18 protein-coding genes are annotated in these 23,549 nt (G+C 63.2%); 15 read left to right on the top strand and 3 right to left on the bottom strand.

The genetic code is table 11. From position 1 onward, the window contains the following. Positions 1-11: 11 nt before the first annotated feature. Positions 12-1,118, bottom strand: coding sequence for an extracellular solute-binding protein (locus IB263_RS13175; protein ID WP_034789666.1), 1,107 nt, complete (start codon positions 1,116-1,118; stop codon positions 12-14). A gap of 239 nt (positions 1,119-1,357) precedes the next feature. On the opposite strand from IB263_RS13175, the gene speB reads away from it, so the two are divergent. Further along, complete coding sequence (gene speB, locus IB263_RS13170; protein WP_034789665.1) at positions 1,358-2,311, top strand: agmatinase; 954 nt, start codon at positions 1,358-1,360, stop codon at positions 2,309-2,311. Between the two features lie 75 nt (positions 2,312-2,386). On the opposite strand, the gene IB263_RS13165 is transcribed toward speB, so the two are convergent. Then, positions 2,387-3,355, bottom strand: coding sequence for a DUF808 domain-containing protein (locus tag IB263_RS13165; RefSeq protein ID WP_060519290.1), 969 nt, complete (start codon positions 3,353-3,355; stop codon positions 2,387-2,389). Positions 3,356-3,620: 265 nt separating this feature from the next. Here IB263_RS13165 and IB263_RS13160 point away from each other — a divergent pair, with 265 nt between their 5' ends. The 3 genes from IB263_RS13160 to IB263_RS13150 are packed head-to-tail and all read left to right on the top strand — an operon-like array spanning position 3,621 to position 8,619. Beyond that, entirely contained in the window at positions 3,621-4,229 is a 609-nt protein-coding gene (locus IB263_RS13160; RefSeq protein WP_034789660.1) for a TetR family transcriptional regulator, read from the top strand. A 56-nt stretch (positions 4,230-4,285) separates the two neighbouring features. Beyond that, positions 4,286-5,437 carry an efflux RND transporter periplasmic adaptor subunit gene (locus IB263_RS13155; protein ID WP_082572805.1) on the top strand — a complete coding sequence of 384 codons (1,152 nt, stop codon included), beginning with the start codon at positions 4,286-4,288 and terminating at the stop codon, positions 5,435-5,437. Between the two features lie 26 nt (positions 5,438-5,463). Beyond that, positions 5,464-8,619: an efflux RND transporter permease subunit gene (locus IB263_RS13150; protein WP_060606074.1), complete on the top strand. Its 3,156-nt coding sequence runs from the start codon at positions 5,464-5,466 to the stop codon at positions 8,617-8,619. A 54-nt stretch (positions 8,620-8,673) separates the two neighbouring features. On the opposite strand, the gene IB263_RS13145 is transcribed toward IB263_RS13150, so the two are convergent. After that, entirely contained in the window at positions 8,674-9,471 is a 798-nt protein-coding gene (locus IB263_RS13145) for a C1 family peptidase (protein ID WP_060606071.1), read from the bottom strand. A 340-nt stretch (positions 9,472-9,811) separates the two neighbouring features. Between IB263_RS13145 and IB263_RS13140 the strand changes: the two genes are divergently transcribed. The 11 genes from IB263_RS13140 (at position 9,812) to IB263_RS13090 (ending at position 23,546) form a co-directional block, all read left to right on the top strand. Next, the gene (locus tag IB263_RS13140) at positions 9,812-10,741 is read left to right on the top strand and encodes a sugar ABC transporter substrate-binding protein (RefSeq protein ID WP_060606068.1); all 930 of its coding nucleotides are present in this window, start codon (positions 9,812-9,814) and stop codon (positions 10,739-10,741) included. Positions 10,742-10,852: 111 nt separating this feature from the next. Then, complete coding sequence (locus IB263_RS13135) at positions 10,853-11,746, top strand: DMT family transporter (RefSeq protein WP_060606065.1); 894 nt, start codon at positions 10,853-10,855, stop codon at positions 11,744-11,746. A 282-nt stretch (positions 11,747-12,028) separates the two neighbouring features. Further along, positions 12,029-13,642: an ABC transporter substrate-binding protein gene (locus tag IB263_RS13130; RefSeq protein WP_246802242.1), complete on the top strand. Its 1,614-nt coding sequence runs from the start codon at positions 12,029-12,031 to the stop codon at positions 13,640-13,642. A 19-nt stretch (positions 13,643-13,661) separates the two neighbouring features. Further along, positions 13,662-14,645, top strand: a complete 984-nt coding sequence (locus IB263_RS13125; RefSeq protein WP_034789647.1) for an ABC transporter permease — start codon at positions 13,662-13,664, stop codon at positions 14,643-14,645. Next, positions 14,642-15,544, top strand: a complete 903-nt coding sequence (locus tag IB263_RS13120; RefSeq protein WP_060606064.1) for an ABC transporter permease — start codon at positions 14,642-14,644, stop codon at positions 15,542-15,544. The genes IB263_RS13125 and IB263_RS13120 overlap by 4 nt, the downstream gene beginning before the upstream one ends. Next, positions 15,541-16,356 carry an ABC transporter ATP-binding protein gene (locus IB263_RS13115; protein WP_060519302.1) on the top strand — a complete coding sequence of 272 codons (816 nt, stop codon included), beginning with the start codon at positions 15,541-15,543 and terminating at the stop codon, positions 16,354-16,356. The genes IB263_RS13120 and IB263_RS13115 overlap by 4 nt, the downstream gene beginning before the upstream one ends. After that, positions 16,353-17,294, top strand: coding sequence for an ABC transporter ATP-binding protein (locus IB263_RS13110; RefSeq protein WP_060606060.1), 942 nt, complete (start codon positions 16,353-16,355; stop codon positions 17,292-17,294). The genes IB263_RS13115 and IB263_RS13110 overlap by 4 nt, the downstream gene beginning before the upstream one ends. An 87-nt stretch (positions 17,295-17,381) precedes the next feature. Continuing rightward, positions 17,382-19,406 (top strand): beta-N-acetylhexosaminidase, encoded by a 2,025-nt coding sequence (locus IB263_RS13105; RefSeq protein WP_060606057.1) that lies wholly within the window; start codon positions 17,382-17,384, stop codon positions 19,404-19,406. Positions 19,407-19,662: 256 nt separating this feature from the next. Further along, positions 19,663-20,541: a LysR substrate-binding domain-containing protein gene (locus IB263_RS13100; protein ID WP_089043002.1), complete on the top strand. Its 879-nt coding sequence runs from the start codon at positions 19,663-19,665 to the stop codon at positions 20,539-20,541. Positions 20,542-20,736: 195 nt separating this feature from the next. Further along, entirely contained in the window at positions 20,737-22,161 is a 1,425-nt protein-coding gene (gene aldA / locus IB263_RS13095) for an aldehyde dehydrogenase (RefSeq protein WP_060606052.1), read from the top strand. Between the two features lie 107 nt (positions 22,162-22,268). After that, a complete protein-coding gene (locus IB263_RS13090; RefSeq protein WP_210207570.1) occupies positions 22,269-23,546 on the top strand; it encodes a nitrate/nitrite transporter in 1,278 nt (425 codons plus the stop codon). Positions 23,547-23,549 lie beyond the last annotated feature (3 nt).

The raw sequence follows: 23,549 nt of genomic DNA, 5'->3' as shown, positions 1-23,549 counted from the left end.
TGACGGTTGGCCTATTGGCCGGCCCGGAATGCTGACCAGACGCGGGTGCGCTCGCGCGTCTGGCGCGGTGGCAGCGACTTGTCGACGAAGAGCTTGGAACGGACCTCGGCAGGCGGATAGATGTTCGGGTTGTCTCGGATGCCGGCGTCGACCTCTGCCGTCGCCGCGGCATTGGCGTTGGCGTAAAAGACGCGATTGCTGATCGCGGCGACTGTCTTCGGCTCGAGGATATAGTCGATGAAAGCCAGCGCCTGTTCCGGATCCGGTGCGTCGGCCGGGATCGCCATCGTGTCGAAGGAAATGATCGTGCCTTCCTTCGGGATCGAGTAGGCGACCGCAACACCGGTCTCCGCCTCTTCGGCGCGGGCCGCTGCAATGCCGGCGTCGCCGCTCCACATCAGCGCCAGGCAGAGCTGGCCGGAGGCCATGTCGGCCACGAGCTGGCCGCTTTGCATGTGCCGGATAAAGGGGCGCAGCTTCAGCAGCAGTTCCTTGGCTTTGTCGAGATCCTCCGCCTGTGTGGAATAGGGATCGAGGCCGAGATAGTTGAGCGCGATCGGGATCACCTCGTTCGGCGCATCGACGATGCCGATGCCGCAGTCCTGGAATTTCTGGGCGATCTCGGGCTTGAAGAACATGTCGAGGCTATTGACCGGTGCCTCGGGCAGGCGCTCGTTGACCAGCTTGGCGTTGTAGGCAACGCCCGTCGTCAGCCACATGTAGGGAACGAGATACTTGTTCTCCGGGTCGTGCTCGGCGACAAGCTTCAACAGGTCCTTGTCGAGATTGCCGTAGTTCTTGAGCGCTGTGACATCGATCGGCTTCAGTGCGCCGGACTGGATCAGGCGCTCGCCGACCGTGGCGCTCGGGAAGGCGACGTCGAAACCGCTGCCGCCGGCAAGCAGCCGGGTTTCAAGCACTTCAAGGGAATCGTAGAAGTCCACCCGAGTTTCAACGCTGGTCTTCGCCTGGAAATTCGAAACGGTGTCTTCGGCGAAGTAGTCGGAGAAATTGTAGATGAACAGCTTGTCCTGCGCCTGGGCGGTCGTTGAGGCCGCAATGGCGGCGAGCGACGCGGCGAACATGGAGCGCAGGGCGGTGCGGGTTAACTTTTGCATGGTTCCTCCCAAGAACAGCGTATTTTTGTTTTCGCCAAAGTGATTGGCGGGTCCTTTGAGGGCAACACTCCCTTTGGCTAGGTGTGGGAGACGCGGCGGCGTCGTAAACGGCAATCGACGCCGGCCTTTGCCGCATCGGGCATGTTTGTTTGACCGCGATCGAAGTAACGTTCGATCGAAGGGCATTTCTCGGGTGGCAATGGCTGCTAGGGTTCCGGCGACAGAAAGGGAGAACTTCCATGGACGAAAAATTCAACCAGCCGCTGGGCGGCAACGATATGCCCCGCTTCGGCGGCCCCGGCACGATGATGCGTCTTCCCACTGCGACCTCGGCTGAAGGCCTCGACGCCTGCTTCGTTGGCATCCCCATGGATATCGGCGCGTCCAACCGGTCTGGTACGCGCTACGGACCGCGCCAGATCCGCGCGGAATCCGTGATGATCCGTCCCTACAACATGGCGACCGGCGCCGCCCCGTTCGAAAGCCTGCAGGTCGCCGATATCGGCGACATCGCCATCAACACCTTCAACCTGCCGGCCAATATGGAGATCATCACCCGCGGCATCCGCGAGATCCTTAAGCATGACTGTATCCCGCTGACCCTCGGCGGCGATCACACGATCAGCTACCCGATCCTGAAGGCGATTGCCGAAAAACACGGGCCGGTCGCCCTCATCCATGTCGATGCGCATGCGGATATCAACGACACGATGTTCGGCGAGAAGATCGCGCACGGCACGCCGTTCCGTCGCGCCTATGAGGACGGCTGCCTCAATCCCAATCTCGTCTTCCAGATCGGCCTGCGCGGCACCGGCTATGCTTCCGACGATTTCGACTGGTCGCGCGACAGGGGCTTCACCGTCGTCCCGGCCGAGGAATGCTGGCACAAGTCGCTGGTGCCGCTGATCGAAGGCATCCGCGCGAAGATCGGCAACCACAAGACCTACCTGACCTTCGACATCGATAGCCTTGATCCGGCCTATGCGCCGGGCACCGGCACGCCCGAGATCGGGGGCCTTACCGTCATCCAGGCACTCGAGATCATCCGCGGCTGCCGCGGTCTCAACCTGGTCGGCGCCGATCTCGTCGAGGTGAGCCCGCCCTTCGACACGACTGGAACGACCGCGATCACCGCGGCGAACCTGCTTTATGAAATGCTCTGCGTGCTGCCGGGGGTGAAGTACAAGCGGTAACGGCTCCGGCAAGCTTGATTGCGGATTGGCAGGAGGCCGGAGGCGGCCTCCTTTCCGAAAACCTTTCGAACGCCTTTAGCGCTTTGCCGGGCGCAGACGCCCCCAGATCGGCGCGACGACATTACCCAAGACGACGATCGTGATGGCGCCGACGACGAGGGCGAGCAGTGCCTGCTGTGCCGAGGTCGCAAACCAGCCGACGAGCCCGGGCGCGAACTGAAGCGCCTGCGCGACATGCTCGGAGATGTCGTGGATGAAATGTTCAGGCCCGGCCTCGCCAAGTTGCGCCATGCCGTGCACGAGAATGCTGCCCCCGACCCACAGCATGGCGGCGGTGCCGATGGCGGCGAGAGCCTTGAGGAACACGGGCATGCCGAGCACCAGTCCGCGGCCGAGCGGCCGCAGGAGCGCGACGGGGTTTTTGGCAAGCGCGACGCCGGCGTCGTCGGCCTTCACGATCAAGCCGACCGCTCCGTAGACGGCAAGCGTGATGAGGATGCCGACCCCGGCCAGAACTGCTGCCTGTGTGTAGATGCTGGCGTCGGCAACGGTCGAGAGCGTCAGTGCCATGATCTCGGCGGAAAGAATGAAGTCGGTTCGGATGGCGCCCGCAACCTTCTCGTTTTCGAGCGCTGCCGGATCGCTCGTCGCGCCGAGCACGGCTTCCTCATGTGCGTGGGCGGCATGGGGGAAGAGGGCACCATAGAGCTTCTCGGCGCCCTCGTAGCAGAGATAGATGCCGCCGAGCATGAGCAGCGGCGTGATCGCCCAGGGTGCGAAGTAGCCGAGCAGAAGGGCTCCCGGCAGAAGGAAGAGCAGCTTGTTCTTGAGCGAGCCGAAGGCGATCCGCGCGATGATCGGCAGTTCCCGTTCCGGCGTCAGGCCAACGACATAGCGTGGCGTCACGGCCGCATCGTCGATCACGACGCCAGCGGCCTTGGTGCTGGCCTTCACCGTCTGGGCGGCAACGTCGTCAAGCGAGGCCGCAGCCATCTTGGCGATCGCAGTGATGTCGTCGAGGAGGGCGATGAGACCTGTGGCCATCGATGGCTGAACCCTTTGAGAGAAATCCGAAAAACACGGCAGTTAAGTCGCCAGTAACCACCATAGCGTGTCGAGTCAACGGCGCCGCGGTTGCACCCCGTCACCCAGTCTGCGTCGCGGAGGCCCTCGTGTGCCAGAGGAGGGCGTCTCGCTCGTTCTTCAAAACGTGATCAACCACGCCCGACTGTGCCATTGACGCACACCTCGTTTCGATTTACGACTGACGAAATACGAAATTCGTCAGTCGTAAATCGAAAGGCCAGCGATGCCGGTGAGCAACGATATCGTCGTCGACCAGACACGGCAGGACAACATCACGCGCATCCTCGATGCAGCGGAGGGGCTGTTCCGGCACTTCGGCTACAGCAAGACCAATGTTGCCGACATCGCCCGCGAGCTCGGCATGTCGCCGGCAAACATCTACCGTTTCTTTGCCTCGAAGACCGAGATCCACCAGGCGCTTTGCGCGCGCATGCTCGCGGCCAGCTACCAGATGGCGCAGGAGATCTGCCAGTTGCCGCTGAGCGCGAGCGAGCGCCTGCACCGCTACGTCCACGCACAGCACAAAATGACGGTCGAACTGATGCTCGACGACACGAAGGTGCACGAGATGGTGATCGTTGCCATCGAACGCGAGTGGCACGTCATCGACAAGCACATCGACAGGATCGACGCGCTCCTCGCCGACGTCATCCGCGAGGGGATTGCCGCGGGCGAGTTTCGCGACCAGGACGCCGATGCCGCGTCCCGTTGCTTTGGGGCGGCGACCGTCACGCTTTGCCACCCGCAAATGGTCGCCCAGTGTCTGAGCAAGACGAACCGCGCAAGCCCGGAAGAGCTGGTCGAGTTCGCGATCAACGCATTGAAAATTTAGCAGAAATATTTCCGGCGCGGCTTCGGCCTGCGCCAGCCTGTTTTGGGAGTGCGAACATGTTTAAGCTCATAGAATTTCGCCGCCGTACTTCATTTTTTGCCACTGCTGCACTCCTCTCGATGCTCGCGGCGACACTGGCCGGCTGCTCGCAGGAAAAGACCGAAGCCACTGCGGTGGTGCGCCCGGTCAAGGTCGTCGAGATTGCTGAGGCCGACACGGCCCGCCAGCTCAGCTATTCCGGCTCCGTGCGGGCACGGACCGAAATGAACCTCGGCTTCCGCGTCAGCGGCAAGATCGTCGAGCGGGTCGTCAATGTCGGCGACCGCGTAAAGGTCGGCGATCTGCTCGCCCGCGTCGACGCCACCGATTATGAGCTCGCCGTGCGCAGCGCTTCGGCCAATCTGGAAGCGGCCGAGCGTCAGGTCGAGACAGTCAAGCTGGTGCGCGATCGCGCCGAACAACTGCTCGCCCGAAAATTTGCCTCGCAGGCCCAATTCGATCAGTCGGTGCTGAGCTACAATCAGGCCGTGGCGACGCGCGACGCTGCGAAGTCGGCGCTGTCGCAGGTGGAGAACCAGGTGACCTATACGAACCTCGTCTCCGACCGGCCGGGCATCGTCACCACGATCAATGCCGATGTCGGCCAGGTCGTCGGTTCGGGCACGCCTGTCGCGACTGTCGCCGTCGAAGGCGAAAAGGAAGTGCAGGTCGCCGTGCCCGAGACGGAGATCGCCAATTTCAAGACCGGCCTGCCGGTCAAGGTCGGGCTCTGGTCCGACACCGGGTTGTCGCTTGACGGCACGGTACGCGAGGTGGCGGGCAGCGCCGACCCGCAGTCGCGGACCTTTTCCGTGCGGGTAAGCCTGCCGAACGATCCGCGGGTTCTGCTCGGCATGACCGCGACCGTCGAGGCGTCGGCCGGCAACGGCAAGCCTTACGTCTCGGTCCCTTTGAGCGCGCTTGCACAGAAGGACGGCTACACTATCGTCTGGGTTGTCGATCGCGGCACCGAAACCGTCAGCAGCCGTCCCGTCACGCTTTCCGACTTCACCGCTGACGGCGTGCGCGTCACCGATGGGCTTGAGGTCGGCGACCTTGTCGTTGCTGCCGGGACGCAGTTCATGGCCGACGATCTCAAGGTGACGATCTCGAACGCGACGACGCAGCACTCCGCTTCGGCCCAGGCCGAAGTCCCGCTCCTGCGCTGACACTCGAAAACCGCGGAACCGAGCCGATGACCACCTCCTCTTCCGACGAAAAGCGGCCCTTCAACCTTTCGCGCTGGGCGATCGCGCACCCGAGCATGGCGCGCTTCCTGTTCGGCCTCATCATCCTTGCCGGCGTCTTCGGCCTGATGCGCATGGGGCAGAAGGAAGACCCGGACTTCACCTTCCGCGTGATGGTCGTGCAGGCCTTCTGGCCGGGGGCCTCGATCGAGGAGATGCAGGACCAGGTCGTCAACAAGATCGAACGCAAGCTGCAGGAAACGCCGCATCTCGATTTCGTGCGCTCCTATACGCGTGCCGGCAGCGCGATCATCACGTTGCAGGTCGAAGGCGACACCAATGCCGAACAGGTGGCGGATGCCTTCTACCAGGTCCGCAAGAAGGTCGGTGACATCTCCAACGAACTGCCCGAAGGTTTGCTCGGTCCCTATTTCAACGACGAGTTCGGCGACACCTTCATCACGCTGCATTCGCTGAGCGGCGAAGGCTACAGCTATCCGGAGCTGAAGAAGTTCGCGATCCAGGCGCGTGACATGCTTTTGACGACGCCCGGCGTCGAGAAGGCCGTCATCATCGGCGACCAGCCGGAGAAGATCTATATCGACGTCTCATCCAATGCGCTGGCCGAGCGCGGGCTGACGCTCAACGACCTGCGCAGCACGATTGCCGGCCAGAACAACATCGACCCGGCCGGCGCGGTCGATACCGGCACGCGCTCGGTGCGCATCTCGGTCGAAGGCAGCCTTGACAAGGTGGAGGACCTGAAGAACCTGAGGCTTCGCGCCGGCGGCCAGATCACCCGACTTGGCGATATCGCCACGGTCAGCTCCGGTCTCGAAGATCCCTATTCGCGCAAATTCCGTTTCAACGGTGAAGACAGCGTCCAGATCGGCGTCGTCATGGCCAAGGGCTTCAAGGTGACCGATGTCGGCAACGCGGTGGAGGCGACCTATCAGCACTTCGAGGCGTCGCTGCCCTATGGCGTCAAGGTCGACCAGGTCTCCAACCAGCCTGAAGTGGTCAAGGAAGCCGTCGGCGAATTCATGAAGGCGCTCGGCGAGGCGCTGGCGATCGTGCTCGTCGTGTCGTTCCTGTCGATCGGCTGGCGCTCGGGCCTGGTGATCGCGATCACCATTCCGCTGGTGCTGGCTGCAACCTTCGCCATCATGTACGAGCTCGGCATCGACCTGCAGCGCATCTCGCTCGGTGCACTGATCATTGCGCTCGGCCTTCTGGTCGACGACGCCATGATCGTGGTCGAGATGATGGAACGAAAGCTGGAAGAGGGCTTGGTGAAGGTCGAGGCTGCGAGCTTCGCCTATACCTCCACTGCCTTCCCGATGCTGACCGGAACGCTGATCACCACGGCCGGCTTCATTCCCGTTGGTTTTGCCGCTTCGACCGCCGGGGAGTATGTGCGCTCGCTATTCTACGTGGTCGGCATCGCGCTCGTCGTCTCGTGGTTCGTTGCCGTCTATTTCACCCCCTGGCTCGGCAACATGCTCCTGAAGCAGCGCAGCCACGCCGGCAATCATCACGACGTCTTCGACACGCGCTTCTACCGTCGCCTGCGCACGACGGTCACCTGGGCCGTGCGCCACCGCATCATCGTGCTGTCGACGACGCTCGCCCTCTTCTTCGTCAGCCTCTGGGCCTTCCAGTTCATTCCGAAGAACTTCTTCCCGCAGTCGTCGCGGCCGGAGATCCTCGTCGATCTCTGGCTGCCCGAGGGCACCAGCATCAAGGAAGTCGAGAAGCAGGCCAAGGCACTCGAAGCCCGCATGATGGACGACGAGGACAAGCGCTTCATCGCCACCTATATCGGCGAGGGCGCGCCGCGCTTCTTCCTGCCGCTCGACCAGCAGCTTCGCAATCCGAACTTTGCCCAGCTTCTCGTGATGGCCAAGGACGAGCCGGCGCGCGAACGGTTGATCGCCAAGATGCGCGGAATTCTAGCTGCCGACTTCCCCTCGATCCGCGCCAAGGTCGATCGCCTGTTCCTGGGCCCGCCAACCGGCTGGCCGGTGCAGATGCGCATCATGGGGCCGGATCGCGACGAAGTCAGGCGTATTGCCGATCGCGTCAAGGCGAAGTTCCACGAGAACCCGCTGCTCGGCGCCGTGCACGACGACTGGCTGGAGCCGGTGCCGGGCATGAAGCTGGTGATCGACCAGGACCGCGCCCGCGCGCTCGGGGTCACCTCGCAGCGCATTCGCCAGATACTGCAGGCAAGCGTCACGGGTGCGCCGCTCGACAATTTCCGCGATGGCGAGGAGACGGTGGCGATCGTTGCCCGCGAGCCCGCGGAAAGCCGCAAGCTGTTGAGCTCGGTCGACTCCATATACATCCCGACCGACTTCGGTGGCTTCGTACCGCTTTCGCAGGTCGCCAAGGTCGTGCCGGTGCTCGAGCAGGGCATCGAATGGCGCCGCGACCGCCTGCCGACAATCACCGTGCGCGGCACCCTGCCGGATGGTGTGCAGCCGAACGACGTGGCGATGAAGATGTTTGGCGAAATGCAGCCGCTGCGCGACAGCCTGCCCGCCGGCTACTCGATCGCCATCCAGGGGGGCGCGGAGGACTCTGCCGAAAGCCAGGCCTCGATCGCCGCCAAGGCGCCGATCATGCTCGGCGTCATCGTTATCCTGCTGATGATCCAGCTGCAGCATTTCGGCAAGGCGATGCTGGTTCTCGCGACCGGTCCGCTCGGCATCATCGGTGCGGCTGCTGCCCTTTTGATCAGCGGTGCGCCTTTCGGCTTCGTTGCGATCCTGGGCGTCATTGCGCTGCTCGGCATCATCATGCGCAACTCGATCATCCTCGTCGACCAGATCGACCAGGATATCGCCGCGGGCATGGACCGCGCCGAGGCGATCATCGGCTCCGCCGTCAGGCGTTTCCGGCCGATCACGCTTACCGCCTTGACGGCCGTGCTGGCGCTGATCCCGATCTCGCGCGGTGTCTTCTGGGGGCCGCTCGCCTACGCCATGATGGGCGGCATTCTGGTCGCGACCGTGCTGACCATCCTGGTTCTGCCGGCGGGCTATGCGCTCTTCTTCGGTCGCGAACCGAAGAAGAGCTCCGTCGAGCCTGAGACGCCGGAAAGCCTCGAGGCCGAGGACACGAAGACCGTAGCCTATCCCGCAGCCGTGGCGGCGGAGTAGGGCCACGGCTCCGTTCAGGGATGGTAGATCGGGCGGCGGGCAAGCCGCCCGACGTCAGCCGGTGATGTACATCGCCTGGCCCTGGGCGAGGCATTGGAACAGCTCGTAACCCATCCAGATGTAGCCGCGACGCCCGTTCCATTCGCAGCCCCAATTCTCACCGAAGCTGTTCTGGATGAGAATGGCCTGCTGCTCGTCGTCATAGCCGATGATCAACATGCAATGGCCGGTGTTCGGCAACTTTTCCAGAGGCCCTCTCAATGGGCCCGGCCCTTCATATTGCATGAAGCCCTTGTTCAGTGACGTGCCGTAGCAGAGCGCTCCGCCCGCGACGATGACGGCCTTGATCGCGTCGAGATCGCTGGTCTCGACCGTCGCCCAGCCGGGTATCTGGAAGCTGTCGTCGGGAAGGGCGCCGGGATCGTAGCGCGACCACAGCTCGGGACAATTCGGAAAATAGGGAGCCGTCTTCCAGTTCGGGGTGCCGCGCTGCTTGAGCAGGTTGAGATAGGAGGCCAGTTGTGATCCCGCGCAGCCCGTCTTCCCGTAGCTCTTCATCACTTCGATGTAGATATGGGCCGGACTTGCCTGCCGCAGGGGCTGCAACGGCGCTTCGCCGGTCGAAACGGCCGCCCAATAGGTGGCAAGCCCGTAGGTCGTGGCCCAGGCGGCGCAACTGCCGGGGCTGCCGACATGGCTCGGTGTGCCCTGCGCCTTGGGCGGCGGCAGGTAGAGCGCGTTCACGGTTGCCGCGCTCGGCAGTGATGCGGGTATCGGCGGCCGGAGCGTCGGGCCATCTTCCTTGATCGTGGGATCATAGCCGAAGTTGAGGATTGCTTCCTGTACGGTCATCGGGATCTCCTGCCGACAGCGAGGGTTGCGTGGGTTAAAGGCGTGATGTCACAGGCGTCGCGCGCCGCCGGCGTTTCCGGTGAGACACAGCCGAAAGCGGCTCCCTCGTTTCCCGAAGGCGCAGTCGAAATCTCCCCGGGAAACGCGGCGCTCGTATCAAGATGATGCACTCATAGGTAGATCTTATCAGGATTTTGCATGCCGAAAATCCCGAGTTTCGCGGGGTTTCGATCATTCCATTGAAAGTCAATAATGAAACGCATGTTTCATTATTGACTTTCAATGGACCATGTATTCCGTTTATGACTCACAGGTCATCTGTTCCTTTGGGAGGTTTCGAATGAGGAAGTTGCTGTTTGCCGCCATGTCGGTTCTGCTGGCTGGTACCGCTCACGCCGAAAACATCGGCATCACCATTGCCCGTTCCGATAGCGCGTTCCTGACGATCCTGCGTCAGGGCATGGAAGACCGCGCCGCCAAGCTCGATGGCGTTTCGGTTCAGGTCGAGGACGCCCAGAACGATCCGAGCAAGCAGCTGGACCAGGTACAGAACTTCATATCCTCCGGCGTCGACGCGATCGTCGTGGTTGCCGTCGATGGCGACGGCACGCCGGCGCTCACGAAAATGGCGAGTGCCGCCGGTATTCCGATCGTCTACGCCAACCACCCGCCGGCCGATGCAGATGCGCTCCCGGCGACTGCCGCCTTCGTCGGTTCGAACGAGATCGATTCCGGCACGCTGGAAACGAAGGAAGTGTGCCGGCTGCTTGGCGGCAAGGGTTCCGTTTATGTGCTGATGGGGCCGCTCAACAATCATTCGTCGCTGACCCGGACGAAGGATGTTCACGACGTCATCGCTACCGATGACTGCAAGGGCATGAGCGTGATCGAGGAACAGAGCGCCAACTGGGATCGCCTCGAGGCGAGCAACATCATGACCAACTGGCTCTCGACAGGACGGGAATTCGATGCCGTCATCGCCAACAATGATGAGATGGCGATCGGCGCGATCCAGGCGATGAAAGCGGCGGGCACCGACATGTCGAAGGTGGTGGTCGGTGGCATCGACGCGACGCCGGACGGGCTTGCCGCCATGGCCGCAGGCGATCTCGACGTTACCGTCTTCCAGAACGCAATCGCGCAGGGCGCGACCGCGATGGATGCCGCCATCGCCCTGGCGCGGGAGGAAAAGACCGAACGGCAGATCTGGGTTCCGTTCGAACTGGTGACACCTGAGAACATGAAGGACTACGCCAAGGCGAACCAGTAGACGGCCGTTCTTGTCACAATCCGAACAATCACTGGTAGATCTCGGTTTTAACCGACAGAGAAGCCGGCAGGCCGCTCGCTACGGCCTTTCGGCTTCTCTGGTATCCAACAGATGACCCCTGATCGTTCCGCCCAGCCCCCTTCCCAGCCGATTGCCGATCTGCAGATCGCGATCGCGGCCTTTGTGGCGGGCGCCGGATGGCTGTTTTCGATCCACGCTCTTGCCGAGTTTCCGCCGCTGCTCTTCCTCGGCAGCCGTTTTGTCATCGTCGGTCTGCTGATCGGTCTCTTGGCGAGGTTCGCATCCTTTGCCGAACTCGGCAGGGCGGTGCGCCTGCTGCTTCCCGCCGCGCTCGCCCTTGCGGTCGCCATGATGGCCTGGATTTTCGGCCTGAAACAGACGACGAACCCGGGCGTTGCGGCCTTCATCACCTCGACCGGCATCCTGCTGGTGCCGGTTTTCGGCCTGCTGTTCTTCGGCTGGCCGGTCGGGCGAGCGCTCTGGATCTCGATCGCCGTCGCGCTTGCCGGGATGGGCTTGCTGTTTCTTGGCCCCGGCGCTCGGGTCGAGGTGGCTCACCTCTATTTTGTGGTCTCGGCCCTGCTTTGGGCGGCGAGCATTGCGTTGGTCAAACGCAATTCCACCGAAGTAGGCGCGGTGGCCACAGCCGCGATCCAGCTGGTGGTCGCAGGAGTGGTCATCCTCGCGGTCTCGCTGCCTGTCGAACAGATGCCTGCGGCAGTCCCTTCGATCGCGATCTGGGGCTGGTTTCTGGCAAGCATCCTGATCTCGACCTGCCTGCGCTTCGTCCTGCAGTTTCGCGGCCAGCAGATGATCTCTGCGGCGCGGGCATCGGCAATCATGTGCTGCGAACCGGTATGGGTTCTCGTCTTCGCGCTGGCGTTTCTGGGGTCACCCTTGAGCCTTTCCCAGATCCTGGGCTGCGCGGTGATTCTGCTCGCGATGCTTGGCCAAGTCGTTTTCCGACCAAATTTCGCCGCCTGAAAGAGCCGCCAAATCGCGAGATTTCGGAAGTGGTATTCTCGTTCGAAATACCACTTGGCGGTTCGGACCATAACTTTAGTCTCGGCGAAAATACCCCGATTGACAGCGCGACTTTGACGGACTTATCGTTAAGTCAAATTACTTGACTTAATAGTTCGATCAACGAAACCTGAGGGGGAATTCGTCATGACGGCAGTCGAGGAAATGCGGCCTTTGCGCAACGCGCCGGGGGTCGGAAGGAGCGGAACGACACGGCGTTTTGTTGGCGTCGCGACCGTGCTGATGATGATCGGCGCCGCTGAGGCCCGCGCTGAATCCGTGCTCACCATGCACATCGAGGAGCAGACGAGCTGGGTGCAGAATTTCAACCCGTTCGACCTCGGCGGTCGGCGGCAGAGCACCATGGATTTCGTCTACGAGCCGCTGGTGATCTTCAATGATTACGACGGCGGCAAGCCGGTCTTTCGGCTTGCGACTGCCTACAAATTTGCCGACGACCTGAAGTCGATCACCTATACATTGCGCGACGGCGTGAAATGGTCGGACGGCAAGCCGCTGACCTCGGCAGATATGAAATTCACGCTCGAGCTGATGCTGAAGAACCCGGCGGTCGATACCGTCGGCGTTGGCGAAACCGTCGCTTCGGTGGAGGCGCCGTCGCCGGCCGAGGTGAAGATCAACCTCAAGGATGTCGACACGCATTTTCCGGAGTCGCTTGCCGATTTCCCGGTGGTGCCCGAGCACATCTGGAAGGACGTGAAGGATCCGCTGGCCTTCAAGAACGAGACGCCCGTCGGCTCCGGTCCGATGACCGAAATCCGCCGCTTCACGCCCCAGGTCTACGAGCAGTGCCGCAACCCCAACTATTGGGACGCGGCGACGCTGAAGGTCGATTGCCTGAAGCTGCCGCAGATTTCCGGCAACGACCAGATGCTGGCGCTCCTGCCGGAGGGCTCGATCGACTGGTTCGGCTCGTTCCTGCCGCAGATCGACAAGACCTATGTCGGCCTCGACCCTGACCATAATGGCTACTGGCAGCCTCCGGCCGAAACCGTTTCGTTCCAGATGAACTTCAAGTCGTCGAATCCGGGCAACGCCGAGGCCTTCAACGATATGACGTTCCGGCGCGCTTTCAGCCTTTCCATGGATCGCACCGCGATGGTCGATATCGCCGGTTTCGGCTATCCCGTCGTCAACACCCATGCGAGCGGTCTGCCGCCGCGCTTCGACAGCTGGCGCAACAAGGCCGCCGAGGGTGCTCAGGACGAGTGGCTCGCCTATGACATCGACAAGGCCAACAAGCTGCTTGACGATGCCGGCTACAAGAAGGACGGCGAGGGCTTCCGCACCACGCCGAGCGGCAAACCGATCGCCTTTCCGATCATCGTGCCGAACGGCTGGACCGACTGGATCGACGCGGTGCAGATCGCGGCCGAAGGCTTGCGCAAGATTGGCATCAACGCCTCTGTCGCAACGCCCGAATACGAGCAGTGGCAGAAACAGATCCTCGACGGCAGCTTCGAGGCGGTGATGAATTCGCGTGCCGACGGCCCGACGCCTTTCCGCGGCTACTTCCAGTCGCTGTCGACCGGCTTCGGTGGGCGTATCACCAGCGCGCCGTCACGCTATTCCAACCCCGAACTCGACAAGGTCTTCGATAATTACCGCCGGGCGGCGACGGACGACGACCGCAAGAAGCTGTTCGATCAGGTGCAAGTGATCGTCGCCGACAACCTGCCCGTCGTTCCCGTCTTCAACGGTCCGACCTGGTATCAGTTCTCGACCAAGCGCTTTACCGGCTGGGTGACGAAGGACGAGCCTGTCATGAACCCCGAGGATCACGACAACAACCGGATGCGGCTGGTGCATCTGCTCCGCCTGAAGCCCGTACAATAAGCGGCAGCGGGTTCCAGCGATGCGACTTTCCCGTCGACGGCTTACCGTCTACTGCGTGGCGTTCCTCTTCGCGATCGTCATGAACTTCGCGGTTCCCCGGCTGATGCCGGGGTCCCCCGTCGACAGCATGATCGCCCAACTCGGACCGCGGGCAACGCCCGCGGCCATCGAGGCGATCAAGGCGCGTTTCGGTGCGATCGAGCAACCGATCTGGCAGCAGTTCGTCGACTATGTCGTCGGGCTCGCCCATTTCGATCTCGGCGTCTCGGTCAAGTATTATCCGCAGACGGTGCTTGAAGTTCTCGGCCGCTCGGCCGGGTGGACGGCGTTTCTCGTGGTCACCGCCATAACCTTCTCTCTTTGCATCGGTGTGCTGCTCGGCGCCGTCGCCGCCTGGCGCCGTGGCGGGCGTTTCGACAGTTTCGTCTCGCCGTTCTCGGTGGTGCTGATTGCCGTTCCGCCCGTCATCATCGCGCTTGCGACGCTTTTCACTTTCGGCGTGACGCTCCGGCTGCTGCCGGTCGGCTACGCCTATGATCCGAGCCTCGACCCGGGGCTGAACTTCACCTTCTTCGGCAGCGTCTTCCTGCATGCGATCATGCCGGTGCTGACGCTCTCGCCCTATCTGATTGGCGAGTTTCAGACGACGATGCGCTCCAGCATGATCTCGGTGCTCGGTGAGGACTACGTCACCATGGGGCGAGCCAAGGGCCTCTCGGAAGCAGCCGTCATGTTCGGCTACGCGGCGCGCAACGCCATGCTGCCGGTGCTCACCAACCTGGCGCTGATGCTGGGGGCGGTCTTTGGCGGCTCGATCGTGACCGAGATCGTCTTCAACTATCCGGGTCTCGGACTGACGCTCTATACGGCAAGCGTTGCCCGCGACTATCCCGTGATCCAGGGGCAACTGCTGCTGATGACGATCGCCACGCTCGGCGCCAATCTTCTGGTCGACATCATCTATGGCGTGGTCGATCCGCGCATAAGGGAGGGCAGGGCATGAATGCGGGCGTCTCCTTGTTCTGGCGGCAGAAAAAAGCCGTCGCCGGCCTTGTCATCATTCTCACGCTCTGCCTGATGGCGCTGCTCGCGCCGGTTCTCGCACCGGGTGATCCGAGCGAGCGCGTCGGTCGTTCGCATCAGCCACCAACCGTCGAGCATGTCTTCGGCACCACGAAGATGGGCCGCGACGTCTTCTCGCAATTCGTCTGGGGTGCCAGGCCGTCGCTTGCCGTCGGCTTTGCCACCGGCCTTGCGATTACCGCGCTCGGCACCATCGTCGGCCTCGTCGCCGGTTACTTCGGCGGCCGCACGGATGCGACGCTTGATCTCGCCACCAATGCCGTCCTTGTCATACCGAATATTCCGCTGCTGATCCTGCTTGCGTCTTTTGCCGGCACGGTCGGGCCGATGGCGATCATGGCGATCATCGCGCTCACCTCCTGGCCCTGGGGCGCGCGCATGACGCGGTCGCAGACCATGGCGCTCCGGCAGCGTGAATTCGTGGTGGCGGCGCGCATGGTCGGCGAGCCGCATTGGCGGGTCATCTTCGTCGAGATCCTGCCCAATCTGGTGCCGCTGATCGGCATCAACGTGGTCGGCAGCATCATCTATGCGATCGTCGCGCAGACGACGCTCGAATATCTCGGCTTCGGCGATCCGCTCCGGGTGACCTGGGGCACCATGCTCTACAATGCGCAAAACTCCTCGGCGATCATCGTCGGCGCCTGGTGGGACATCGCCGTTCCGGCCGCGGGCATCGCGCTCGTCGGTCTTGGTCTCGCGCTCATCAACTTCACCTTCGACGAGATCGCCAATCCGCAGCTTCGCTCCGGTCCGGCGCTCAGCCGCTGGCTGCGTCTCACGCGGCTGCGCCGTCGCGAACTGGAGGCGGCCCGATGAGCGATGCACTCCTGGAAATCCGCAACCTGAACGTCGATTACCTGCTTGACGACGGCGCTTTCCGCGCGGTTAACGATGTCTCCTTCGAGGTGCGCCGCGGCGAACTCTTCGGCCTTGCCGGCGAATCCGGCTGCGGCAAGAGCACGATCGCCTATGCGATCACGCGGCTGTCAAAACCGCCGGCCTGGGTCGCCGGCGGCGAGATCCTGCTCGATGGTCAAAACCTCCTGAAGATGCCGGAAGCGTCGCTTCAAAACGTGCGCTGGCGGCGGATCGGCATGGTGTTCCAGAGCGCAATGAACTCGCTCAACCCGCTGATGCGGGTCGAGGCGCAGTTTTTCGACGTCTTGCGCAAGCACACCGGCGCGACCAGGCCGCAGGCCCGTGCACGGGCCGAAGAAATGTTCCGGCTCGTTGGAATCCCGATCAACCGCCTCGACGACTATCCGCACCAGTTCAGCGGCGGCATGCGCCAGCGCATCGTTATCGCAATCTGCCTGGCGCTGAAGCCGGAACTGATCATCATGGACGAGCCGACGACGGCGCTCGACGTCGTCGTGCAGCGGGAAATCCTGGAGCAACTCGTCGACCTGCAGCGCAACCTCGGTTTTTCGGTGCTGTTCATCACCCACGACCTGCACCTGATGGCGCAGCTCTGCCATCGCATCGGTGTTATGCTCAAAGGGCAACTGGTTGAGGTCGGCGACACGCAGCAGATCAGCCGTGCGCCGGAACACGACTACACGCGGAAACTCTGGGGCGCGATCCCGCAACTGCCCTCATCCGTCCGCAGCCTGGGGGTCGTCGAATGAACGTGATGCCGCTAACGACGACCATGGCTGATGAAGACGACGCGATCGTGCGCCTCAAGGACATCAGGCGCAGCTTCGGTACCGTCGAGGCTTTGCGCGGCATTTCGCTCGCCTTGAAGCCCGGCCGGGCGCTGGCGCTCGTCGGCGAATCCGGTTGCGGCAAGACCACCTGCGCCCGCATCGTCGCGCGGCTCGATGCGCCGACATCGGGGACGATGGCGTTTCGCGGCGCCGACGTTACCCAGGCCGGAGGAAGGGCCGACGAAAAGACGCGTCGGCGGGCGATCCAGATGGTGTTTCAGGATCCCTTCGCCTCACTCAACCCGGTGTTCTCCGTCTACCATCACCTCGCGCGGCCACTGCTTTTGCATGGTCACGCCAAGAACGGGGGCGAGGCGAAAGCTGCCGTCGCGCGTCTGCTCGCCGATGTCGGTCTGGACGCCGATGTGACGGCACGAAAGTTTCCGCACGAACTGTCCGGTGGCCAACGCCAGCGCGTCAACATTGCTCGGGCGCTTGCCGTCGGGCCGGATGTGCTCGTTGCCGACGAGCCGACATCGATGCTCGACGTGTCGATCCGCCTCGACATCCTGGAACTGCTCGCGCGCATCAAGCGCGAGCGGAACCTCGCCATGCTCTACATCACCCACGATATAGCCACGGCCGCCCACATCGCCGAGGAGGTCGTGGTGATGTTTGCCGGGCAGATGGTCGAGTGGGGCGAGACCAGCGCCGTCATCTGCAATCCCCGCCATCCCTATACGCAACTGCTTCTTTCCGCGGTCCCCGACCCCGATCGCCCCTTTGTGCCAGGGCAAAGCGCCCGCTTCCTTGCCCATGCCGACGACGTGCGGCGAAAGAGCCGTCCGGCCTCCGACAACGTGGAAGAAGTTACCGTCAATCACTTCGTCCGTGCCCTTGGCCAAACGCCGGCGTGAGCTATGTGAACCGAGGACCTGCATTCCCCAAGAAACGCGCTGGCCGCCCGGGCGGCCGTAGAGACCAATCACTCATGGAGCCATTTGATGACGTTTGCCGCCAAATCTGACTATCTTCTGGAAACGCTCTGGGTGCCCGTCGGCACCGCCGACAGGTCGGTCTATGCGCTGACGCTCACCAACAATTCGGACCGGCCGATCAAGGGCTTTCGCCTCGGCGTCTCGGGCCCGGCGCGCATCGATCCTGCCGCTGAGGTCGAGGGCGGGCAGCTTCTGGTCCGGCTCTCCAACTATGCGGAATTCGCGCCGCCGGAAGGTTTTGAGCTGAAGCCCGGCGCGACCTGGACGCTCAAGGCTCACGGCATGAGCTTCGAGCCGCGCCACTGGACCGATGGCGCCAACGCCGCCTTCCTCGTCCTGTCCGATGGCACGAATGCGCCGGTTGCCGTGCTTGCCTCGCGGGCGCACGGTGACAACGCCGAGCTGAAGCGTGGCGCCGCCGTCTATCCGGTGCCGAAGGTGGCCCCGGTGCCAGTCTCGATCGTGCCGTGGCCGCAAGCGGTTGCGGTCTCCGGTCAGCTATTGGCGCCTCCGGGCCTCGATCTGAAGGCCGAAGGCAGTGAAGTGTCCGCCGCGGCGAAGGCGTTTGCCGATCTCACGGCCAGCCTGTTTCCGGTCGAGGGCATTGTCCGGCCGGCGGCGGAGGGCGGTTTCCCGGTCGAATTGTCAAAGGCGTCGCACCTTGGTCCGGAGGCCTACACGATCCGTTTCTCGCCCGCCGGCGTCGCCATTTCGGGCGGTAGCCAGACGGGTATTCTCTACGGCCTGATCACGCTCGGCCAGGTCCTGCGCGGGGCGCGGTCGCATCCGGGCACCTTCGTGTTTCCGACGGGCGGGGAGATCAAGGACGAGCCGGCGCTCGCCTGGCGCGGCACCCATCTCGACGTCGCCCGGCAGTTTTATAGCACCGCGGAGGTCGAGCGCTTCCTGCAGTTGATGGCCTGGAACAAACTCAATCGCTTTCACTGGCACCTGACCGACGACGAGGCCTGGCGCGTGGAGATTGACGCCTATCCGGCGCTCACCGAAATCGGCGCCTGGCGCGGCCATGGCCGCAAGATCCCGCCGCTGCTCGGCTCCGGTCCTGAACCGACCGGCGGCTACTACACCAAGGCGGCGGTTCGTCAGATCGTAGCGCTTGCCGCCAGCCTCGGCATCGAGGTGATGCCGGAAATCGACATCCCCGGCCATTCCTATGCGATGCTGCAGGCAATCCCGGAACTGCGCGATCCCGAGGAAAAGGGAAGCTATCATTCGGTCCAGGGCTTCCCGGACAACTGCCTCAACCCGGTGCGCGAGGAGACCTATCGCGTGCTGGAAGTCATCTTCGACGAGTTGATCGAACTCTTCCCGATGCGGGCGATTCATGTCGGCGCCGACGAGGTGCCGCTTGGTGCCTGGTCCGGCTCGCCGGAAGCGCTCACGCGGCTTCGTGCACTTGCCGGCGATGAGGTCGCTGAAACCCACGCCAAGCGCCTGAACGTCGTCACCAACACCCATGGCGCCGACGAGATCGACGGTTCGGGTGCGGCGGTGCTGCAGGGCGAGTTCCTGGCGCGCGTCCAGGCGTTCCTGGCGAGCCGAAACTGCGTTACCGGCGGCTGGCAGGAGGCAGCCCACGGCAACGTCATCGACAAGGCGAAGGCGTTGCTCTTCGGTTGGCGCACGGTCGAGGCGTCGGCCGCGCTTGCCGAGGAAGGTTACGACATCGTCGTCTGCCCGGGCCAAGTCTACTATCTCGACATGGCCAACAGCCCTGCCTGGTCGGAGCCCGGCGGCAGCTGGGCCGGCTGGTCAGACCCGGAAAAGCTCTACACCTTTGACCCGGTCGAAGGCTGGACCGACGCACAGAAAAAGCACCTGCTCGGCGTGCAATGCTGCATCTGGTCCGAACCGATGACCGACCGCGCCGTCTTCGACCGGCTCGTCTTCCCGCGGCTTTCGGCGCTCGCCGAAACCGGATGGACGCGACCCGAACGTAAGTCCTTCAAGCGCTTCGAGGCGCTGGTCGGGCTGATGCCCGTGCTCTACGGCTTTTATGCTGCGGAGTAGGCGCGGTTAAGTTTCCAGTTTTCGTCTGGGCTTGGCCAGGCGATGGATTGGATAGGCAAACGGCGGCGAGAGCCGCCGTTCGTCGTTCGGAGCTAGCCAGGCGTGCGCTTCCGCTTTGCTGGACACGATTTGGATTTTCGTGCTTGTGCGCCGGAGCGTGACACGCAAAGGTGCGCATCGATCCCGCGACGACCCGCGGGATGCAGCGTTTCCTGAGGCCAAGTTATCGATGCGAAGACTTCCTGGATTGTCGGCGATGAAGGTCTTCGAAGTGGTCGGGCAGACCCGCAGCTTCACGCGGGCGGCCGAGCGGCTCAACCTCACGCAAAGTGCGGTCAGCCGCCAGGTTCGCAACCTCGAGGATGAGCTTGGCGAAGACCTGCTCATCCGTCGCCACCACCATCTCGAGCTGACGCCGGCCGGTGCCGAACTGCTGGCGACGATCCAGGAAGCGTTCCATAGCATCGAGGTTTCGCTGCGCAGCATCACCGAGAAGAGCAACCAGAACCGCTTGCGGATCAACGTTCCGCCGACCTTTGCCAAGCGCTGGCTGCTGCCGCGTCTGCCGCGGCTGCGCGAGGCCCTGCCCGACGTCGATATCAGCCTCAGCACCGAAGCCACGGACACGCTTGCCGAGCGCGGTCTTCTCGACTGCGCCATCCGCTTCGGCGATGGCGAGTGGCCGATGCTGGATGCCAGCATCCTGATGACGGAGCGGCATGTCGTCGTCTGTGCGCCATCACTGCTCGAAGGGGTGAAAGTCGAGGGCCCGACGGATCTTCAGCGCTTTACCTTCCTGCACGTGCTTGCCTCGCCCGACCGGCGCTATCTGACCTGGCGGCATTGGCTCGACGCAGCGGGGTTCCAGGATGTCGATACCCGCGGCGGGCTAGAGTTCGACCTGCTCGATCTGGCGATCGAAGCGGCCTGTGCGGGCCTCGGCGTCACGGTCGCCGACCGTTCGATGGTGCGCGGTCAGTTGGAAACTGGCCAGCTCGTGCAGCTTTTCGACGTCGAAGTCGAAGGGCATGAATCCTACTGGTTCGTCACGCGGCCCCAGGCCGGAAACGACCGCAAGGTCGACGCGTTTCGTGCCTGGCTGCTTACGGAAGTTTCGGTCGACCGGGCTGCCTGAGCCAAGCATTCCATTTTGGAATGCTCTCGCTGAAAATTACTCGCTTGTGCCTCCGGCCCTATCGTCGCAACAGTTTCGTGACGGTCTCGGTCGGGGAGAGAGACGGGCCGTCGCTCGTTGTGCTCTCTCCCGCGCAGTCCGCTTGTCCTGCGCGCCTTTGGCGCCGGGAGCTGCGGCCAACACATCCGAGATGCCATGAGCCCCTATCGCAATTTTTCCGGCGGTCGTTTCATCGAAAGCACGTCTGCGGTGACGATCGACGTCCGTAATCCGGCGACAGGCCAGGTCTTCACATCGGTGCCGGCAGCAACGGATGAGGAGGCAACAGCAGCGGTCGAGGCAGCCATGAAGGCGCAGCGCGCCTGGGCGGCACTGCCGGCCATCCAGCGTGGCGATGCGCTGCGTCGACTGGCGACCGTGCTGGAAAGCCGGGCTGAGACCATCGGCGCTGCCCTGGCGAAAGAGTCGGGCAAGAGCCTCGCCGACGCGACCGCGGAAGTCATCTACGGCGCCGAACTGATGCGCTACCACGCCGAATGGGCGCGCCGCATCGAGGGCGAAGTGATCGAGAGCGACAATCCCGGTGAAACCCTGCTCTTGAAGCGTGTTCCGATCGGCGTCGTTGCCGGGCTGATCCCGTTCAACTATCCGATCTACACACTGGTGCGCAAAATCGCCCCGGCGCTGATTGCAGGAAACGCCGTTGTCGTACGGCCGAGCAACAATACGCCGACATCCGCCTTCGTTTTTGCCGAAGCGATCGTCGAGGCCGGCCTGCCGGAAGGTCTCGTCAACATCCTCACGATGTCGCATGACGTCGCGAAAACGCTCTGCACCCATCCCGGCGTCGGCATGATCACGCTGACCGGCAGCGTTTCGGCCGGCCGCATCGTGCTCGACTACTGCAAGGAAAACATCGCCAAGCCCTCTCTCGAACTCGGCGGCAAGACCCCCGTCATCGTCGAGCCGGATGCGGATCTCGATGCTGTGGCACAGGCGATCGTCGCCGCCAAGACGGCCCATTGCGGCCAGGTCTGCACCAGTGCCGAGCGGCTCTATGTACACGAAAGCGTGCATGACACGCTGCTCGCCAAGCTGCGCGAAGGTTTCGCTGCCCGCGCCTTCGGCGACCGCGCCGAGGATGCGACCCGCATGGGCCCGCTCGCCAACGCCGCCGCGCAGAAACGCGTGCATGAAATGGTCGAGCAGGCGCGGGCGGAAGGCGGAACGGTCGAGACCGGCGGTTACCTGCCGGAAGGACCGGGCTACTTCTATCCGCCGACGCTGATTTCCGGCTGCCGCCAGGAGATGGAGATCGTGCGCGAGGAGGTCTTCGGGCCTGTTCTCGCGGTGATCCGCTACTCGACCTTCGAGGAAGCGCTGGCGCTGGCGAGCGACCATCAGTTCGGCCTGAGCTCGGTACTCTTCACCGAGAACTATCGCACCGTAATGCGCACCAGCGACGCCATCGAGGCCGGCGAACTCTACGTCAACCGTTTCCCGGCGGACCCCTATCAGGGCTTCCACGCCGGTTGGAAACGCTCGGGCCTCGGCGGCGACGACGGCAAGCACGGCATGCTGGAATTCACCCAGACGCGCCTCGTCGTCCTGAAACACTGATCATTTGAAATGACGCAATTCCGGACGGGAACCGGAATTGTTCGGACATCAACATCAAGACCGGGCCGATGGCATGCTCCCGCCATCGGTCGGGGAGGAGACTACCCTTGAGCTCAATTTCCGATACAGAAATCGCTGCGCCGTCCGTTTCGGCCCGCAGCCGTTACCTGCAACTGGCGCTGATCGTGATCGCCGCCGGCGCGATCTATCCGATCCTCTACCTGCGCCAGTCCTACCAGACGACGATGCTGGAGGTGCTTAAGCTCACCAACACCGAGCTTGGCGTTCTCTATTCCATTCTCGGCACCAGCTTCCTGGTCGGCTACCTGCCGAGCGGCTGGCTCGCCGACCGCGTCCAGCCGCGCATCCTGATCCTCGTTTCCATGGTCGGCACGGGACTGCTCGGCCTCTGGTACGCGACGCTGCCTGGCTACTCATCGCTTCTCGTCATCTATTGCGGCTTCGGCGTCACGACGGGCCTGACATTCTGGGCGGCGACGCTGAAGCAGGTCAATCTGATCGCCGGCGCCAATGAGCAGGGACGCTTCTTCGGCATTCTCGACGGCGGCCGTGGCCTGGTCGAGGCGCTGCTTGCCAGCGTCGCCATCGCGCTCTTCGTCTTCACGACGGAAACGCGCGGTGCCGGGCTTGCCATGGGTTTCCGTGATGTCGTGCTGCTCTATGCCGTTTTCTGCATCGTCGTCGGCATCGCCTATTTCGCCGTGTCGCAGCCCGTCGCTGTCGAGAAAGGCGCGCGCAAGCGCGAAGGCAACCTGCTTGCCGACATCAAGACGCTGCTCCGTATCCCCGAGGTCTGGCTCGTCGCCGCCATCATCTTCTGCGGCTATCACGTGTTCCTCGCGACCTACAGCTTCTCGGCCTATCTGCAGGAAGGCGGCTTCGGCATTTCCGCCGCCATGGCCGGCGTGATCGTCACGATCAAGCTGTGGCTGCGCCCGGTCGGCGGTATCGGCGGCGGCCTGCTCGGCGACCGCTTTGGCAAGACCGCGATCCTGCTCCTGAGTTTCATCGTGGCAGCGGCCAGCCTCGTGGCGATGATCGCCCTGCCGGGCATCGGCTCCACGGTCCTCTTCGTCGGACTGGTGCTGCTCGTCGGCCTCATCACCTATACGATCCGTGGCCTCTACTGGGCGATCCTCGACGATTGCCACGTGCCGGCCAACATCACCGGCCTTGCGATCGGCATCATCTCGCTCGTCGGCTACGCGCCCGACACCTACCTGCCGCTCGTCAACGGATACCTCTCAGACCGTTATCCGGGCATCGCCGGCTACCAGTTCTATTTCGGCTACATCGCCGCCATCTGCGTCCTCGGCGCCATCGCCACCCTGGTGCTGATGGCCCGCCTCAAGAAAAAGGGATGACAC

The organism is Ensifer sp. ENS03 (assembly GCF_014852035.1).
Classification (GTDB): Bacteria; Pseudomonadota; Alphaproteobacteria; order Rhizobiales; family Rhizobiaceae; genus Ensifer; species Ensifer adhaerens.
The sequence above is the reverse complement of the archived record's forward strand: the minus strand, read 5'-3'. Positions and strand labels throughout refer to the sequence as shown.

Bases quoted from the DNA above. Each gene is read 5' to 3' on its own strand.
- IB263_RS13175 (WP_034789666.1), bottom strand. From the start codon at position 1,118: ATGCAAAAGTTAACCCGCACCGCCCTGCGCTCCATGTTCGCCGCGTCG.
- speB (WP_034789665.1), top strand. From the start codon at position 1,358: ATGGACGAAAAATTCAACCAGCCGCTGGGCGGCAACGATATGCCCCGC.
- IB263_RS13165 (WP_060519290.1), bottom strand. From the start codon at position 3,355: ATGGCCACAGGTCTCATCGCCCTCCTCGACGACATCACTGCGATCGCC.
- IB263_RS13160 (WP_034789660.1), top strand. From the start codon at position 3,621: ATGCCGGTGAGCAACGATATCGTCGTCGACCAGACACGGCAGGACAAC.
- IB263_RS13155 (WP_082572805.1), top strand. From the start codon at position 4,286: ATGTTTAAGCTCATAGAATTTCGCCGCCGTACTTCATTTTTTGCCACT.
- IB263_RS13150 (WP_060606074.1), top strand. From the start codon at position 5,464: ATGACCACCTCCTCTTCCGACGAAAAGCGGCCCTTCAACCTTTCGCGC.
- IB263_RS13145 (WP_060606071.1), bottom strand. From the start codon at position 9,471: ATGACCGTACAGGAAGCAATCCTCAACTTCGGCTATGATCCCACGATC.
- IB263_RS13140 (WP_060606068.1), top strand. From the start codon at position 9,812: ATGAGGAAGTTGCTGTTTGCCGCCATGTCGGTTCTGCTGGCTGGTACC.
- IB263_RS13135 (WP_060606065.1), top strand. From the start codon at position 10,853: ATGACCCCTGATCGTTCCGCCCAGCCCCCTTCCCAGCCGATTGCCGAT.
- IB263_RS13130 (WP_246802242.1), top strand. From the start codon at position 12,029: ATGATGATCGGCGCCGCTGAGGCCCGCGCTGAATCCGTGCTCACCATG.
- IB263_RS13125 (WP_034789647.1), top strand. From the start codon at position 13,662: ATGCGACTTTCCCGTCGACGGCTTACCGTCTACTGCGTGGCGTTCCTC.
- IB263_RS13120 (WP_060606064.1), top strand. From the start codon at position 14,642: ATGAATGCGGGCGTCTCCTTGTTCTGGCGGCAGAAAAAAGCCGTCGCC.
- IB263_RS13115 (WP_060519302.1), top strand. From the start codon at position 15,541: ATGAGCGATGCACTCCTGGAAATCCGCAACCTGAACGTCGATTACCTG.
- IB263_RS13110 (WP_060606060.1), top strand. From the start codon at position 16,353: ATGAACGTGATGCCGCTAACGACGACCATGGCTGATGAAGACGACGCG.
- IB263_RS13105 (WP_060606057.1), top strand. From the start codon at position 17,382: ATGACGTTTGCCGCCAAATCTGACTATCTTCTGGAAACGCTCTGGGTG.
- IB263_RS13100 (WP_089043002.1), top strand. From the start codon at position 19,663: ATGAAGGTCTTCGAAGTGGTCGGGCAGACCCGCAGCTTCACGCGGGCG.
- aldA (WP_060606052.1), top strand. From the start codon at position 20,737: ATGAGCCCCTATCGCAATTTTTCCGGCGGTCGTTTCATCGAAAGCACG.